The 16,247-nt window shown below is 63.4% G+C and carries 16 protein-coding genes; 14 read left to right on the top strand and 2 right to left on the bottom strand.

What is annotated here, in order from left to right:
* Positions 1-12: 12 nt before the first annotated feature.
* The 5 genes from HCR84_RS16395 (at position 13) to HCR84_RS16375 (ending at position 4,970) form a co-directional block, all read left to right on the top strand.
* Positions 13-924: an ABC transporter substrate-binding protein gene (locus HCR84_RS16395; protein WP_166979223.1), complete on the top strand. Its 912-nt coding sequence runs from the start codon at positions 13-15 to the stop codon at positions 922-924.
* Between the two features lies 1 nt (position 925).
* Positions 926-1,882, top strand: a complete 957-nt coding sequence (locus tag HCR84_RS16390; RefSeq protein WP_166979226.1) for an amino acid ABC transporter permease — start codon at positions 926-928, stop codon at positions 1,880-1,882.
* Positions 1,879-2,661 carry an amino acid ABC transporter ATP-binding protein gene (locus HCR84_RS16385; RefSeq protein ID WP_166979229.1) on the top strand — a complete coding sequence of 261 codons (783 nt, stop codon included), beginning with the start codon at positions 1,879-1,881 and terminating at the stop codon, positions 2,659-2,661. The genes HCR84_RS16390 and HCR84_RS16385 overlap by 4 nt, the downstream gene beginning before the upstream one ends.
* A gap of 21 nt (positions 2,662-2,682) precedes the next feature.
* Complete coding sequence (locus HCR84_RS16380; RefSeq protein ID WP_166979231.1) at positions 2,683-3,825, top strand: NAD(P)/FAD-dependent oxidoreductase; 1,143 nt, start codon at positions 2,683-2,685, stop codon at positions 3,823-3,825.
* Positions 3,826-3,887: 62 nt separating this feature from the next.
* Entirely contained in the window at positions 3,888-4,970 is a 1,083-nt protein-coding gene (locus tag HCR84_RS16375) for an NAD/NADP octopine/nopaline dehydrogenase family protein (protein WP_166979234.1), read from the top strand.
* 5 nt (positions 4,971-4,975) lie between these two features.
* Here the strand turns inward: HCR84_RS16375 and HCR84_RS16370 are convergent, their stop codons facing one another.
* Both HCR84_RS16370 and HCR84_RS16365 read right to left on the bottom strand, forming a co-directional pair.
* Positions 4,976-5,698 (bottom strand): sulfite exporter TauE/SafE family protein, encoded by a 723-nt coding sequence (locus tag HCR84_RS16370; RefSeq protein ID WP_166979237.1) that lies wholly within the window; start codon positions 5,696-5,698, stop codon positions 4,976-4,978.
* Positions 5,699-5,715: 17 nt separating this feature from the next.
* The gene (locus HCR84_RS16365) at positions 5,716-6,579 is read right to left on the bottom strand and encodes an aldolase (protein WP_166979240.1); all 864 of its coding nucleotides are present in this window, start codon (positions 6,577-6,579) and stop codon (positions 5,716-5,718) included.
* A 77-nt stretch (positions 6,580-6,656) separates the two neighbouring features.
* Between HCR84_RS16365 and HCR84_RS16360 the strand changes: the two genes are divergently transcribed.
* The 9 genes from HCR84_RS16360 (at position 6,657) to HCR84_RS16320 (ending at position 16,239) form a co-directional block, all read left to right on the top strand.
* Entirely contained in the window at positions 6,657-7,445 is a 789-nt protein-coding gene (locus HCR84_RS16360; protein WP_166979243.1) for a DeoR/GlpR family DNA-binding transcription regulator, read from the top strand.
* 113 nt (positions 7,446-7,558) lie between these two features.
* Entirely contained in the window at positions 7,559-8,695 is a 1,137-nt protein-coding gene (locus HCR84_RS16355) for a mandelate racemase/muconate lactonizing enzyme family protein (protein ID WP_218043591.1), read from the top strand.
* The gene (locus HCR84_RS16350; protein ID WP_166979249.1) at positions 8,692-10,143 is read left to right on the top strand and encodes an aldehyde dehydrogenase family protein; all 1,452 of its coding nucleotides are present in this window, start codon (positions 8,692-8,694) and stop codon (positions 10,141-10,143) included. The genes HCR84_RS16355 and HCR84_RS16350 overlap by 4 nt, the downstream gene beginning before the upstream one ends.
* The gene (locus HCR84_RS16345) at positions 10,140-11,231 is read left to right on the top strand and encodes a 6-phosphofructokinase (protein ID WP_166979252.1); all 1,092 of its coding nucleotides are present in this window, start codon (positions 10,140-10,142) and stop codon (positions 11,229-11,231) included. Before HCR84_RS16350 ends, HCR84_RS16345 begins: the two co-directional genes overlap by 4 nt.
* Positions 11,232-11,288: 57 nt before the next feature.
* Positions 11,289-12,587, top strand: a complete 1,299-nt coding sequence (locus HCR84_RS16340; RefSeq protein ID WP_166979255.1) for an ABC transporter substrate-binding protein — start codon at positions 11,289-11,291, stop codon at positions 12,585-12,587.
* A 5-nt stretch (positions 12,588-12,592) separates the two neighbouring features.
* Positions 12,593-13,531 (top strand): carbohydrate ABC transporter permease, encoded by a 939-nt coding sequence (locus HCR84_RS16335; protein WP_166979258.1) that lies wholly within the window; start codon positions 12,593-12,595, stop codon positions 13,529-13,531.
* Positions 13,521-14,357 carry a carbohydrate ABC transporter permease gene (locus HCR84_RS16330; RefSeq protein ID WP_166979261.1) on the top strand — a complete coding sequence of 279 codons (837 nt, stop codon included), beginning with the start codon at positions 13,521-13,523 and terminating at the stop codon, positions 14,355-14,357. Before HCR84_RS16335 ends, HCR84_RS16330 begins: the two co-directional genes overlap by 11 nt.
* Positions 14,354-15,355 (top strand): alcohol dehydrogenase catalytic domain-containing protein, encoded by a 1,002-nt coding sequence (locus HCR84_RS16325; RefSeq protein WP_166979264.1) that lies wholly within the window; start codon positions 14,354-14,356, stop codon positions 15,353-15,355. Before HCR84_RS16330 ends, HCR84_RS16325 begins: the two co-directional genes overlap by 4 nt.
* Positions 15,355-16,239 (top strand): 2-deoxy-5-keto-D-gluconate 6-phosphate aldolase domain-containing protein, encoded by an 885-nt coding sequence (locus HCR84_RS16320; protein ID WP_166979267.1) that lies wholly within the window; start codon positions 15,355-15,357, stop codon positions 16,237-16,239. Before HCR84_RS16325 ends, HCR84_RS16320 begins: the two co-directional genes overlap by 1 nt.
* The last annotated feature ends 8 nt before the right edge of the window (positions 16,240-16,247 follow it).

The following is a 16,247-nucleotide window of genomic DNA, read 5'->3' as shown; positions in this document are numbered from 1 at the left end:
GGAGGTATCGCAATGAAGCGATCATTGGCAATTGCCCTCTCTGCAGCGGCAGTCCTGATGGGGCTGACCGCATGCGCGAACCCCGAGCTCGACGATACGGAGCAGCAGTCTGGGAGCCAGGATGTCGTGACGACCGTCGAGAAAGACGACGAGATCGCGGCAATGCTGCCCGATTCGTACAAGGATGAGGGCTTTACCGCGGCCATCAACGCGAACATTCCACCGGTGAAGTTCGTCGACGACTCCGGCGACATCACGGGACTAAATCCGGAGTTGCTGCGCGCGGCGGCGCGTGTCCTCGGGATTGATGTCTCGTTCAAAGAGGTAACTTTCGACGCTCTTGTTCCTGGTCTGGAATCAAAGCGATATGACGTTATCGCCTCGGTGGGTGACTATGTCGAACGGCAGGCGCACATCGACTTCATCGACTATTTGCAGAACGGCACGGCGATCATCGCTCCGAAGGACTTCGAGAAAGATGAGGTTGAGCCCGCTGACCTGTGCGGACTGAGTATCGGCTATACCCGCGGGACGTCTCAGCAGGGGAACCTCGAGGCAGCGAACAAGGAGTGCTCGGCTGCGGGTGAGCCGCCCATCAAGATAAACGCATATCAGGATGGCGGTGCCGGAGTGTTGTCCGTCAAGAGCGGTGAGGCCGACGGGTTCTGGGGCGATCTTCCGCCCATGGCTTACAACGTGCGCACGGACTCTGACATGTTCAAGCTGATCTACACCGAGCAAGACAGCGTCGTCGGGATCGGCGTTCATAAAGACAACGCCGAGTTCCGGGATGCTCTGCGCGCAGCACTCCTGAAACTCGTTGACAACGGCGTGTACGACAAGCTCCTCGATCAGTGGGGTCTTTCCGACTTCGGCGTGCCGACGATGGACATCAACAGCAAGAACAGTATCGGCGAGGGCTAACATGTCACAGATTCGACGTAGAAAGCGCGAGATCAAGTCGACCACGGTACAGGATGCCGAGTACACGGCGAGCCTTCCAATCCGCGCCCGTGTGGGCGTCGGACAGTGGGTGACGTACGTGCTCGGCGCCTACCTACTACTCGTTCTAGTTCAATTTTTCGTATTCAACGAGAACTGGAAGTGGGAGACGATATTTTCCTACCTCTTCAGCAAGGTCATCATCGAAGGGCTGCTGAATACGATCAGCCTGACCGTTCTCACCACGGTCTTGGGGCTCATCATCGGTGTCTTCACGGCATGGTGCCGGCTCTCGCCGTATATCGTTCTCCGGACGGCTGCGGTGCTGTACATCTGGGTGATGCGAGCGATGCCCCCGTTGGTCATGCTCCTCGTCGTGTTCTTCTTCGGGGCGCTCGTCCCGACGCTGAACCTCGGCGTTCCCTTCCTTTTCAGCATCGCAGAGGTACCGACGAACCAGGTGATCAGTCGTTTCAGCGCCGCCGTCATCGGGCTGGCGATCTACCTTGGTGCATACGCGGCCGAGATCTTTCGCGGCGGCGTCCTGTCTCTCCCGGCTGGGCAGTTCGAGGCATGCAGGTCTCTGGGCATCGCACCGATCAGGGCCTACCAGAAGATTCTCGGTCCGCAGCTCATTCGGGTGATTACACCATCGCTCGCGAACGAGGTCATCACCATCTTCAAGAACACGTCGCTGGTTTCGGTCATCGGTTATGCAGAGCTCCTTACGACGGTACAGACGATCTACGCACGCAACTTCGAGACGATCCCGTTACTGATGGTGGCCGTCATCTGGTACCTCGTGCTGACGAGTATCGCGATGTTCGGGCAGTCGCGGCTTGAGAAGAGATTTGGCCGAGGTTTCGCACGACGCAAGGTCGCCCCCAAAACGGGAGAGGTCCCCACAGCATCCGGATCGTTGACGGGAGCAAGAAAATGACAACCGAAGCGATAACTTCTCTGCTGCGGCTCGTTAACGTGAGCAAGCACTTTGGCGATCTTCGAGCCGTCGATGAGGTCAGCCTCGAGATCAATCAGGGAACTGTGACGTGCATCGTCGGTCCATCGGGCTCGGGCAAGAGCACACTGCTGCGCACTGTGAACATGCTCGAGAGCATCGACGGTGGGGCGGTCTACTTCGACGGTGAGATGATCGGCCATCAGGTGCGCGACGGTCACCGCGTTCCGGTGTCGGCGTCGGTGGCTCGGCGTCAGACTCTGAATTTCGGGATGGTGTTTCAGCACTTCAACCTGTTTCCGAACTATACGGCACTCGAGAACGTCACGATCGCACCGATGCTGGTCAAGGGAGTTAAGCGAAAGGCTGCGGAGGCGACGGGTGCTCGTGTGCTTGCGCAGGTGGGTTTGCTCGATCGGAAGGACCACTACCCCAACGAGCTTTCTGGTGGTCAGCAGCAGCGCGTTGCTATAGCGCGCGCCCTGGCGATGGAGCCCAAACTGCTCCTGTTCGACGAACCCACGAGCGCGCTTGATCCGGAACTGGTGAATGAGGTGCTCGCCGTGATGCGCGGTCTCGCGGAGGAAGGCGCGACCATGCTCATCGTGACGCATGAGATGCGCTTTGCAGAAGAAGTCGCGGACGAAGTCATCATGATGGATGCTGGCCGCATCATCGAGCGTGGTGCCCCGCGTGACGTCATTCATAACCCCGCAGCGGCGCGAGCGCAGAAGTTCTTCGCATCCGTCGGGATTAGCTAGCTCGAGAAAGTGAATTCAATCGTGAATCAGAGAATCATTGTCGTCGGAGCCGGCGTCATCGGATGCAGCCTGGCCGACGAGCTGACTCGGCGAGGGGCATCGGTCACCGTGATCGACGCTGCGGCTCCAGGATCAGGAACGAGCTCAGCCACGTTCGCGTGGGTCAACGCGAACAGCAAGACGCCAGCAGAATACTACGAGCTCAACTACCTGGGGCTGCGTGCGCATGAGCGGGTGGACCGTTCTTTGCCGCGCAACGGAGCGCGCTGGTTCCATCAGACAGGGACCGTCCAGGTGGCCCACTCAGACGAGGGGATGAACGCGATCGAGGCTCAGGTCTCTAGGCTTTGTGCGGAAGGTTACCAGGCTCGCTTACTGAGCGGTTCGGACGTCGCGGATGTCGAGCCGAATCTCAACTCGGCGAAGGTCTGCGGCGGCGCGCTTTACGCTCAAGAGGGATGGATCGACGTGCAGACCATGTGCGTGAGTCTTCTCGACCGTGCTGTGGAGCGCGGCGCAGAGTTCTTCCCCTACCAGACTGTCACGCGGCTGAGGGAGCGCCACGTCACGACCACTTCGGCAGATGGGGGAACACACGAGCACGAAGCCGACGTCGTGATACTAGCCGCCGGAAATGGCACCCGGCGTATCCTCGCGAACGAGGGCATTGAGTTCCCGACGATTGACCCAGTCGGAGACGTCGGTCCGGGCGGAACCGGTCACCCGAAGGTGGGTATCATCAGCACGACGAGCATGGTCGATTCCGGCATCCGGCACCTGATTCGTTCCGAGGGGATCGCGCTCCGTCCAGCGCGAAACGGCGGGATCACGTTCGCTGACAACCCCACGGGTGGAAAATGGGAGATGTCCGACCCGGGGATCTGGACGGTTCCCGCGCTTCTTCTCGATCGTGCTCGCGAACTGTACCCTGCTCTCAACCAGACCACGACCGAGTCGGTGTTGCTCGGAACCCGAGTTCTGCCCGACGATGGCCTCACGATCGCCGACTGGGTAGATGAGAACCGCTCCGTGTACGCGGTTGCCACTCACAGCGGCGTCACGCTCTCTGCCCACCTGGCCGATGCGATCTCCGGCGAGGTGCTCGACGGAGATCGCCACGCCTCGCTCGAATCGTTCGGGTTGTCCCGGTTCATCGCGGCGTAGTAGCCGACGCGCGGAACTCTTGCGCTTCTGTCGTTCTCATCAATGTTGAAAGGAGCAGCACTGTGCTGTCTGTCATCGGGGGCCCACAAGCCCTCCCTGCCGCCGTCTACGCATCGGCGAACACCGGCGAAGAGGTCGGCGTCCTCTCGTCAGCATTGTCGCACGAGGATCTACCGGGAATGGGCGTCGATAACCTCGCCGAGCCCGTTCGGCTGCGCCACGGGCTTCTTCCCGGGACAACGCATTTCGTTGTCATCTCTGACAGCACGAAGCTCAAGGAGGTGCTCTATGCCCATCGTCAGCAGATTGCGGGTATGAACCTCTTGCTGGCCCCGGGTGGCTTCGCTGGGGTGTTGCGTGTGCGAGCCTGGTTCAACGAGTGGGGTCTGACGGCCCCCGATTCCGCCGAGGTGACGGCGTTCATCGCTGGCGGTCGACGAGACGCGGCAGGGAATAAGTTCCGCCTGGGAGCTGTCAAACGCGATCTTCCTCTCGCCTCTGTGACGCCGACTGCGACGCGCGCACTGCACGAGGCATTCGGGTGGTATTTCCCGAACCTAGCGTCGAGCGACCTCGTCACGACCACGCTCTCGAACGCCAACCATATGATCCACCCCGCGGTCGTACTGCTAAACGCGGCGCGGATCGACAACGGCGAGCCGTTCCTCTTCTATAGGGAGGGTCTGTCGCCAGCAGCGGCGCGGTACATGGAAGCGATCGATGGGGAACGACTGGAACTAGTCAGATCGCTGGGAGGTGACCCCTTCACTCTTCATGAATGGATGCTGCGGTACTACGCAGCGGAGGGAATGCGTGGGGATACTCTCCTTGAGAGCTTGCAGACGTTCTCTGGATTCGCTGGGTCCGCGGCACCGACAACCCTGAGGTACCGGTATTTGGAAGACGACGTGTGGTTTGGGCTCGCGCAGTATCTCGCACTCGCGAGGCAGCGTGGAACCAGGTTCGCGCATCTGCAGAGTGCGGTGACCGCGACAACAGTCTTGTGCCCGAGAACTGACTCTGCGGATGATGACGAGCCGTGGCAATTGCTCAGCGATTACTTGAGTGCACAAGAGCGTAATCGGCGTCTGAATTCGCCTCGATCTCCCGGTGCGCAGTCTGATGTCTGCAATACAAAGGAGTAGGGAACCTAGCCAAATAGGGCGAAGACACCACGGATCGTTGCGGCGAGGGAGCCGAGGAGTGCGAGCGTGAGGGCGAGCGTTTGGGCGCGGGTTGGCGTGATGACGCGCTGCAGGAACGAGCCCGCCACGAGGCCGAGCAGCACGCAACACACCGCGGCGAGCACGAGGGGGAGCGGCAGCGACATGTTCGGCTTTGCCGCCACCGACAGCGCATTCGTGAGCAGCGCCACGACCTGCATCGTCGGGACGAACGCCGCCATGGGCATCTTCGTCGCCGAACCGAACATCGCCAGTGCCGGGCCGCCCACGCCGGCGGTGACGTTGCTGAACCCCGAGAGCGAGCCGGCGAAGATCGCCCCGGGCGTGCCGCGAAAGACCGGCATGGGGCGCCTCGTCAGCGCGAGCACGACAGCGATTGTCGTGAGCGCGCCGACGAAGATGAGCAGCATGTCGGCATCCAGCGCATAGACAACAAGCGCTCCGAGCGGCACACCGACGACGATGCCGATCGACAGCTTTGCCGCCGTCTTCCACTGAGCGTGGCGAAACGTGGGGATAAGCACGATCGCGGCGATGAGAAACGACAGGATGTTGGCAAGAACGATGCCGTCGAACGGATTCAAAACCAGCACAAGCAGCGGGCCCGAGATGAGGGTGAACCCCAGCCCGGTCACGCGTTGCAGAGCTGCCCCGAGCGTGACCGCACACAGAGCGAGAAGCCAGGTCACGGTCGTAAGGCCTACTATCAGTTGCGGATGTTGTCGTCGACGATCGTCGCGAGTCGCTCGAGACGCGGAATGGATGTTGCGCGAAGCTCGTCATCGACGTTATCTGCTCCGAGCACGGATGCCCAGACGGCACGGCCGGCGAGGAAGCCGGAGGCTCCGGCGCGGCACGCGATCCCCACAGCATCGGGGAACCTGTCGGCGTCGACGCCGGACGAGAGCACGACCCACGGGCCGTTGATGGTGTCGGTCAGCTCGCGGCAGGCGTCGAAGACGCGCTCGTCGCTCTCGGTTGCCTTGAACGGAACCTCGGCCTTGTAGATGTCGGCGCCGAGATCGCCGAGTTCGCGTGCCGCAGCGAGAACGCCGGCCTCGACGTCGCTCGGGGCGCCATCCCAGCGTCCCCGCGCGACGGGTTCGATGACGGAGACGAGGTCGAGCTCGCGGCAGGCCGTGACGAACGCCGTGACCTCGTCGATGCGCTGCTGCGGGTCTTGGTCTTCGCGCCACAGCACGAGCAGCTTGAGCGCCGTTGCGCCCTGCTTTTTGATCGCCTCGTAGTCGAGGGTTGTGTCGAAGGATGCTTCGCGCACGAACTCGCCCGCACCGGCGACGAAATGGTCGGCGGCGGCAATACGTGCGCACGTCGGGGCGACAGCATCCTGATCGACGATGGCGTCCCACGCGAACTCGGGATCGATCAGCACGGCAGACGCAGAGGGGGTGAGGGCGCGCGCGGCGGCGACCTTGAACTCTGTCATGTCTGCGTCGCTGATCTGCACACCGCGGGCGCGCAGCATCATGTCGCGCAGCGCTTCGCGCTGGTCGACAGCGAGCATGGCGAATCCGCCGGACGGCCGGGCGAGGGTTGTCGGGTCAGACATGAGAATCCTTTGGCTCAAAATGTGAGAAATCGAACATTGTGTTCGCACTCTATCAGAGCCTTGCTAGCATGCAGAGTGTGAGCACACTGGGAGAATCACTGCGTCATGGCGGTGCGGAACGGCGCAGAATTCTCATTCTCGAATCGCTTTTTCGCGATGGCCACGTTGCCGTACACCCGTTGAGCGAAGAGTTTGCCGTTGCCGAGATGACGGTGCGGCGCGACCTCAAGCAGCTGGCAGACGAGGGTGAGCTGGAGCTTGTGCATGGCGGAGCGCGGCTACCCGCTGGGCGTCAATCGCCGGCCGGATTCTCGAGCCGAACGCAGAGCAACTCCCGCGCAAAGCTGCGCGTTGCCGACGCCGTGAAGTCCATCGTCCCGCGAGCGGGCGTGCTGGGCGTTGATGCGGGAACGACGACGCACGTCTGCGCGATGGAACTGGCGCCGGAGCTCACCGGATGCGTCATCTCGCACTCGGTTCCCGTGCTCGCGAGCATGCTGGAATGGCCGGATCTGCGCGTGATCGGCGTCGGCGGCGACCTGCTGCACGAAAATCAGGCGATGGTCGGCCCCGGAGCCGTCGCAGCGCTGAGAGATCTGCGCATCGATGTGCTGCTGCTCGGCGCAAGCGCCGTGAACGCCGATGGTCTGTATGTGCACAGTTCGGTGGAGCTGGCCACGAAGCGCGCCATGATCGACGCGGCAAGCGACGTGATTCTCGCCGTCGATGCCACAAAGGCGAATGCCAGCGGCGCCGTGCGCGTGTGTGGGCTCGACCGGGTATCGCGCATTGCAACGGACACGGAGTGGGAGCCCGAGATCGCCGCGAAGATCGCCGCGGCTGGCGTGGATTTCGTGCTTCCATAACTTTTCCCGATGCAGGGTTGACGGCGATGCAACCACGTGCAACACTGCATGCAATGTTAGAAAACGATCAACTCTGTGCGAATGCCTCACATGTGCCTGCCACGACGGTGACGATGTCGGGCAGTGCTGTGACGGGCGTCACCTGCCGCGTCTACCGTGCGCCGGTGACGACGGGCGTCGCCATGTCGTTCGGCGCCCTCGGATTCAGAGTGATGTTTCTCGTCGACGTCGCGTTTGACGACGGCACGGTCTCGACGGGCGAGACCTGGGTGAACTACCCCTCGTGGGGTTGGCGCGAGCGCATCGCGACAGTTGCGGAAGGCATCGCCCCGCTTCTGGTCGGACGCATCTTCACCGACACAGCCGACGTGAGAGAGCTGCTTCTGTCAGAACTCACCGGCGTTGCGCGCCAATGGGGAGCGATCGGCCCGGTTTACCAGGCGATCAGCGCCATCGATCAGGCGTTCTGGCTGCGTGCAGCCACCGAGCGCGGCGTCTCGCTCTCCGCACTTCTGAGCGGCAGCCCGCGTGCGGAGATTGCCGTGTACGGATCGAGCCTCGGCCCCAGCGGCGTCGTCGAATCGGCCGAGCGCTGCCTCGAGCTCGGGCTCACGGCGGCCAAGGTGAAGCTGGGCTTCGGGCGCGAACGCGACGACGAGAACCTTGCCAATGCTCGGCGGGTGCTGGGTGACGAGTTTCGCCTGTTCGGCGACGCAAATCAAGGCTGGTCGTCGAGCGAGGCCATCGAGCTGGCCCCCATGCTTCGCGAGTACGGAATCGAGTGGATCGAAGAGCCGCTTGCGGGCGACGAGCCTGACGCGCTCGGCCACGTCTACAGTGAAACCGGCATCCCCATCGCCACGGGTGAGAACCTCTATGGTGCCGACGCATTCGAGCCCTATCTCGCACTGCCCGGTGTCACGATCGTGCAGCCCGACGTGGGCAAGGTCGGCGGCGTCACGGAGTACCAGCGCGTCGTGGCTGCTGCCGCGGCATCCGGAACCCTCGTTGCGCCGCACCTCTACAACGGGGCGTACTCGACGGCCATCTCGATTCAGCTCGCAGCCGCGAACCCGACAACCCCGTGGCTCGAGTGGGACATCAGGCAGAACCCGGTGCGCGAGCCGGTCGACCATCTGCTGACCGCACACGGAACCGTCTCGGTGCCGCAGGCGGCCGGCATCGGCGTCGACATCGAGCTCAGTCACCTGTCAGCACATCTTGTACATCTCTCGGAGGAGGCACAGTGAATCAGTTGTCCGCAAGCGGAATTCGAATCGGCGGCGAGGTCGTCACCGACTCCACCGGGCGTCGTCGCGTTGACGCGATCAGCCCCATCGACGGAAATGCCTTTGGCGACGTGCTGCAGGGCACGGCAGACGACGCACTCCGCGCCGTCGATGTTGCGCAGAGTTCCTTTCGCCCCTGGGCCGCAACGAGCGTCGACGAGCGGGCGGCCGTTCTGCGTGCGATCGCGGCAGCGTTGCGCGACGAGGCAGCGGCGACAGACGAGAACAGTTGGGCCTGGCTGCTCAGCACCGAGACGGGCAAGCGGCTCGCTGAGGCGCAGGGCGAGATCACCTTCTCTGCCGTGTACTTCGAGGCCTTCGCCGATCTGCTCCTTGCCCAGCGCGACGAGCACTTCGCCGTGATCCCCGGCATCCAGCATCGCGTGCAGCCGCAGCCCATGGGCATCGTCGCTGTCGTCACCCCGTGGAACTTCCCGATCTCGATCCCCGCGCGCAAGATCGCTGCAGCGCTCGCCGCCGGGTGCACTGTCGTCTTTCGTGCCGCCGAGCTTGCAGCTCTCTCGTCACTGCGGCTCTCTGACCTGCTCGACCGATTCGTTCCGGCCGGAGTCGTCAACACGGTTCTCGGCTCCCCAAGCGACGTCGTCACCCCCTGGCTCGACCGGGTTGACTGCGTCTCGTTCACGGGTTCTACGCGCGTCGGCCGCATCATCAACGAGCAGATCGCTCCTCGGTTCACGCCCGCGGTGATGGAGTTGGGTGGCAACGCCTCGTTCGTCGTTCTCGACGACGCGAACGTGCAGCACGCCGTCGACACTCTGATGATCGGCAAGTTCCGCAACAACGGCCAGTCGTGCATCGGCGCGAACAACGTGCTCATTCCGCGGTCGCTCGAGGGCGACTTCCGTGATGCGCTCGTCGCTGCCGCGTCAACGCTCGTCGTCGGGGACCCGCGCAACGCGGCGACAGACCTCGGCCCGCTCGCCCCGGCGAACGACCCGGCGCGCGTTGCGTCCCTGGTCGACCAGGCCACCGCGGCGGGCGGCGAAGCGCTACTTCCGCAGGCCGAACTCCCCAGCGCAGGCCACTACGCCGCACCGCAGTTCGTCATGAACGCATCGCCGACGTCCGCGCTCGTCGCCGACGAAGTGTTCGGCCCCGCGGCCGGCGTCATCGTGTATGACGACCTCGACGAGGCGATGGCGCTGCAGCGCTCCAGCGGCTACGGCCTCGCCAGCTACGTCTGCACCGAAGACCTCGAGAAGGCGGATGCCGTTGCTGCCGAGTTCCGCGCCGGAATCATCGGCATCAACACGGCGACGCCCAACTACCCCGGTGCGCCCTTCGGCGGCATCGGCCTCTCGGGCGTCGGCTATGAGGGCGGCCGGCAGGGTCTCGAAGCCCACCAGCACTTCCGCACAATCGCAACGCGAACGGCAACACCGTGACCATAGCCATTGCGCAGACGGGCGCCCCGACGGCCGTCGTGAACCGCAGTCTTGCGGGGTTCATCCGTGCCGTCGGAGAGACGCCCGTGCTGTTCGCGCGCGGAGGCCCTAACGCTCTCGTCGATGGAACCCTCACGAACGAGGGACCCACGAATGCTGACATGCAGCGCACCGGGTCGTGGCTGCGGGGAGGACGCCGGGCCGTGACGAGCGACGACCTCGACGCGATCGTCGAGAACCTCGATCGGGCCGGGGTCACGGGGCTCGCGCTCATCGGCGGCAACGGCACGATGGCCTTTCTCGATGCGATCTCCACGCGGGCACGCAAGCGCGGCACGAGCTTGCGCGTTGTCGGCATCCCGAAAACGATCGACAACGACATCGTCGCTGTCGACCATACCCCGGGCTTCCCCTCCGCCGCACGGTACCTTGCGGCAACCGCCACCGATATGTCGCGCGATCACGAGGCGATGGCGGGAATCGAGAAGGTGCGCATCGTCGAGGTGATGGGGCGCGACACCGGGTGGCTCGCCCTCGCGGCGAGCTTTCACGATCACGACCCGGAGCACGCCGCCGATCTTGTGCTCACGCCCGAAGAGTCGTTCGACCTCGACCGGGCGCTCGCGCACATTGACAGCGCGCTCACCGCGAAGGGTCGCGCGTTCGTGATCGTCAGCGAGGGTGTCGCTCCCGAGCTGACGCAGCAGCCCGTGAAGGCGCAGAACCACACGCGGCTCATCCAGGGCGGAGTAGCGCGGGTGCTCGCGCAAGCGGCATCCGATTCACTCGGCGTCACGGCTCGCGGCGAAGTGCTGGGCACGGCACAGCGTTGCAACTCGGCACTCATCAGTCCCGTCGACGCGCGTGAGGCGCACCAGCTCGGCGAACTCGCAGGTAACTGGCTCGTCGACCCCGCGGGGCCGACCGGCGTCATGGCCGCCCTCGACCGAAACGGCGACGCCACCGCCATTCCCCTCACCGACGTGGGCGGTCGCGTGCGCCATGTTCCTGTCGCCTGGCGCGGCACCGACCCCCGCGACCTGCGCGCGTTTCACACCTGGCTTTCCCCCCTCGTCGCGCTTCCCTAGCGCGTCGCAACACACAACACACGCAATACACCAAGAGAAATCGATCAAGGAGGAACGATGTCCAAGATTGTTCGGAGGGTAGGCGCCATAGCGGCGGCTACCGTCATCGCCGCAACGGCGACAGCATGTGGATCCCCGGGAGAGGGCTCCTCAGACGGCGACGCCATCAACGTTGTCTTGTCGAACCACCCCTGGCAGAGAGGCCTCGAGCCGCTCATCAGCCAGTTCGAAGAAGAGAGCGGCATTAAGGTCAACGTTCAGACGTTTGCCGAGCAGCAGGCGCGCGACCGCATTCTGCTCAACCTGCAGTCGAAGAGCTCGTCGATGGATGTCTTCATGACGCTGCCGTCGCGCGAGGGCCCGCAGTTCTCGGACGCCGGGTACTACCAGCCGCTCGATGACTACATGGCGAAGGCGCCCGACTCGTACAAGGTCGACGACTTCTCGCCCTCGGCAATCGACGGCATGAAGGATGCCGACGGCAACGTCATCGCGGTTCCGATCAACATCGAGGGACCCGTGCTGTACTACCGCACAGACGTCTTCGAAGACCTGGGCATTGAGGTACCGACGACAATCGACGAGGTGAAGGCGGCAGCGCAGACCATCAAGGATGCCGGTGAGATCACGCCCATCACCTTGCGTGGTGCCGCGGCCGCAATCGCCTTCGACTTCGGCCCCTTCTTCCACGGTGAAGGCCTCGAGTGGACGAAAGAAGACGGTACTGCCAACTTCGATCAGCCCGGCGCTGTGACGGCCATCGACAATTACGCAACGCTCGCCAGGGACTTCGGCCCCAAGGGCGTCATCAACTACAGCTTCACGGAGTCATCGAACCTGTTTGCGCAGGGCAAGGTCGCCATGGAGCTGGAGTCGAGCAACGAGCTCAACTCGGTGTTCGATCCCGAGAACAGCACGGTGAGCGAGAACGTTGGTGTCGCGAAGATGCCCGCGGGCTCGGTTGAGGCCGCACCGACCGCTCTGTCGTGGGGCGTGACGATGTCGCCATTCTCAGAGAAGAAGGATGCCGCGTGGGAGTTCCTGCAGTGGGCCACGTCTCCCGAGATTCAGCTTGAGTTGACGAAGGCAGAGATCGCTCCGCCGCGTGACTCCGTCGCGACCGACCCGAGTTATGTCGAGAACTTCTCGGCGCCAACGCAGAAGCAGTGGCTCGAAGCCGTCGCCGACATTCAGGAGAACGGCAACACCGAGGTGGGCCCCGTCGGCACCAAGGCACCGAGCATGCGCGAGACCTTGGGCAATGCCATCGGCAAGGTGATCCTCGGCGACGCCACGGCAGAAGAAGCCGCGAAAGAGATCCAAACCACGCTGAACGAACAGTTGGATAAGAAATAACGCATATGTCTACGACGCGGACCATTCTCACCGAAGGGAACAAGCGCAGCCCGGCGGCACGGGGTCGAAAGAGTTTCGACCCCGTGTCCCACGGGACGTTCCCGTTCATCATCCCTGCGCTCATCGTGACGGTGGGGCTCGTTCTCATCCCGGTGCTCTACACCGTCTGGCTCTCCGTCACCGATCAAGACATCGCGGGGAACAACAGCGGGTTTGTCGGGTTCGATAACTTCATTGAGATGTTCCAGAACTCCGAGTTCTGGTATTCGCTCTTCGTCACACTGCAGCTGTTCATCGTGTGCCTTGTCGTCGAGACGGTTCTCGGTCTTGCTCTCGGTTACCTGCTCAGTCGCGATGTTCCCGGGCGCGCCATCTTTCAGGGGCTTCTGCTCATTCCAGCGATCACCGCTTCGGTGGCAGTCGCCCTCGTATGGATGCTCATCTACGATCCGACGCTGGGAGCGGCGAATCAGATTCTGCAGGCGATCGGCCTCGACCCCGTCGTGTGGCTGGGCAGCCGCGAAATGGCACCGTGGTCCATTGCGATCGTCGATATCTGGCAGTGGACGCCGTTCATGGCGCTCATTATCTCGGCCGGCATCCGGTCGCTGCCGAGCGAACCGTTTGAGGCGGCATCCATTGATGGCGCCGGGCCCATCAAGAAGGCGTTCTTCGTCGGCCTGCCGCTGCTGCGCTCGGTGCTGATTGTCGCCATGCTGCTGCGCACCGTCGACCTGATCCGCTTCTTCGACACCATCTACATCATGACCCAGGGTGGCCCTGTCAATGCGACGAACACCCTCAACGTGTACGGGTATCGCGCGGCGTTCATCGATCAGGAGCCCAGCTACGCTGCCGCTCTTCAGCTGAGCCTGTTCGTGCTGGTCATCCTGGTCGCCGCCATCTTCACCTACGTGCGAAAGAGGAGTACCGATGTCGAGTAGTACGAGAAATCGTCGGCGCACCTACGCGCTGACCTACGCCGCGTATATCGTCGCTGCGCTCATCTTCTTCGTGCCCGTGCTGTTCATGCTGTGGTCGGCGTTCCGCAGCAACGTCGACATCACCGGCAGCATCTTCAACATCGGCACGCCGCTCACTCTCGAAAATTTCACGAACCTGTTCGAGCGATTCGACTTCATCTATTACGTTCGCAACAGCTTCATCATCGCGGGCGGCTCCACCATCCTCGGGCTGCTGTTCGGTATTCCCGCCGCGTACGTCATCGCCCGGCGCACCATTCCGGGCATCGGGTTCAGCACGCTTCTGGCGCGCATGGCCCCCGGCGTGCTCTTCGTCGTTCCCTTCTTCATCATGTCGATGAAGATCGGCGCAACGTCGAACGATGTGCTCAATTTCGTCGTGTTGATCGCCGCACACCTCATCATCACGTTGCCGCTGTGCATCTGGCTGCTCATTCCCTTCTACGAAGAGATTCCGCGCAGCCTTGAAGAGGCAGCGCTGATCGACGGGTGCAGCCCGGGGCAACGGTTTATGCAGGTGGTGCTTCCGCTCGTGACGCCCGGCATTTCCGTCGCCATCACGCTGAGCTTCATCTTCTCGTGGAACTACTTTCTGTTTGCCCTCGCGCTCGCGAGCTCGAACACCATGCCGTTGCCGGTCATCGCGTTCAACTTCATCGGGCAGGGCTCGAGCGACTACGGCGGGCTCATGGCCGCGAGCACGCTCATCTCTCTTCCGGCAATCATTCTCACCATCGTCGCGCAGCGCTGGCTTGTGCGCGGTCTGACAGGAGGCGCGGTCAAATGACGGATGCCATCAGCAACACGAGTGCTCATTTCGAGGGCAACGGCGTCGTGTCGTTCTCGACGGAAACGCTGCGCGCGATTCGCCCCGGGCACGTGCGCATTCGCGTCGACGTGTGCGCGCTCTGCGGCTCAGACAAACGGCTGCTCGCAAGTGGCGCCGCCGTTGTTCCCGGGCACGAGGTGGTCGGCACGATCGTGGAGTCGGCACCGGATGCCCCGAGCGAGGGAACCCGGGTGGTCGTGTACATTCCCGTGAGCTGCGGGGAGTGCAAGGCGTGTCTCGAGCAGCAGAACAACCGCTGTTACAACCTCGAAGGCCTCATGGGGTGGCAGTTCGACGGCGGCTTCGCCGAGTACATGGATGTTCCTGTGCGGTGCGTCATCCCCGTGCCAGACGACATCCCGTCCGACGTCGCGGTTCTCGCACTCGACACGTTTGGCACCGCTGCCCACGCGCTTCGCCTCGGTGAGCGCACGCAGCCCGGCGGCATCCAGAATCTGCTGGTGATCGGCTGCGGCCCGCTCGGGCTCGGCGTGGTCGCGGTGGCGTTGGCCATGGGCATCCCCACCGTGCACGCGTGGGACCCGAACGAGGCCCGTCTCGGTCTTGCCGAGAAGCTTGGCGCAACGCGCGCCACCGACCTCGAGACGGTTAATCAGTACCAGGTGATCGCCGAGGCGAGCGGGGCCGACCCCGCCCGTGCGGCCGCGCAGAACGTGGTCGAGCCGGGCGGTGCGATTCTCGCCCTCGGCGAGTCGAACGAGCCGTACCTCATGCCCGCGACGCCTCGCTGGCGCCGCACCGACTGCTTCACCGTGCGGTCGTTCTACTTTCCCAAAACCGAGGTCGCCGACAACTGGGGTCTGCTTCGCTCGCACGGAGCAACGCTTCGCGACACGATCATGACGCCAACGAGGTTGGAAGATCTCGAAGAGACGTTCACGAAATTTCTTGACGGAGACTTCGTCAAGCCCTACATCACGCACGAGGAGAATTGATGACCCACGACAACCTGCTTATTCTTGCGGCCGACCAGCGCCCGTGGCTGACGAACGCTCTGTTCGGCCACACGGATGCCGCGACCGCGGAACAGCGTGCGGTCACAACCGAGGCGAAGCATCTCATCTTCGAGGGCCTGCTCAAGGCAACAGAATCGGATGCCGTGACCGGCGCCGCCATTCTCGTTGACCCCGAGCTAGGCCCCGGCGTTCCCGAGCGGGCCCTCGCTCATGGCGTCCCTCTCGCGCTGCCCATCGAACGCGCAGGTCAGCGCCTCTACGAAACCGAGCCCGAGAACCTGCGCGACTACCTGAAGGCGTTTGCGCCGCGCTACTCAAAGGTGCTCGTGCGCTACAACCCCGCAGATTCAGACGAGCGTGCGCTGCAGCGCGAGAGGCTGGCCGAAGCATCCGCCATCTCGCGTGATGAAGGCTGCGAGTTTCTGTTCGAACTTCTCGTGCCGCCGACCGATGAGCAGCTTGCCCAGGTTGACGGCGACGCCGAGCGCTACGCCTGGGAACTGCGGCCGGAGCTCACCCGCCAGGCCATGGCCGAGATCGCTGAGCAGGTGGGCGTGGACATTTGGAAGCTGGAGCACCAGGGCGACGTCGACTCGTCACGCACGACGGTAAAGCTCGCGCGAAGCCACGGGGCAGAGTGCATTCTTCTCGGGGCAGGCGGCGACACCGACACCGTCAACTCGTGGCTGCAGATCGCCGCACAGGCGGGTTTCGTCGGGTTCGCCATCGGCCGTAGTATCTGGTGGAAAGCGGTGCAGCAGCTCGCTGCCGCTCCGACGGACAGGGACGTTCGCGCACGCTCGCTCGAGACCATCGCAGCGACGTACTCCGGGTTCGTCACCGCGTTTACGCGGGCACAGTAGGCGAAGGC

Origin of the sequence: Paramicrobacterium fandaimingii (assembly GCF_011751745.2) — a bacterium.
GTDB lineage: Bacteria > Actinomycetota > Actinomycetes > Actinomycetales > Microbacteriaceae > Paramicrobacterium > Paramicrobacterium fandaimingii.
The sequence above is the reverse complement of the archived record's forward strand: the minus strand, read 5'-3'. Positions and strand labels throughout refer to the sequence as shown.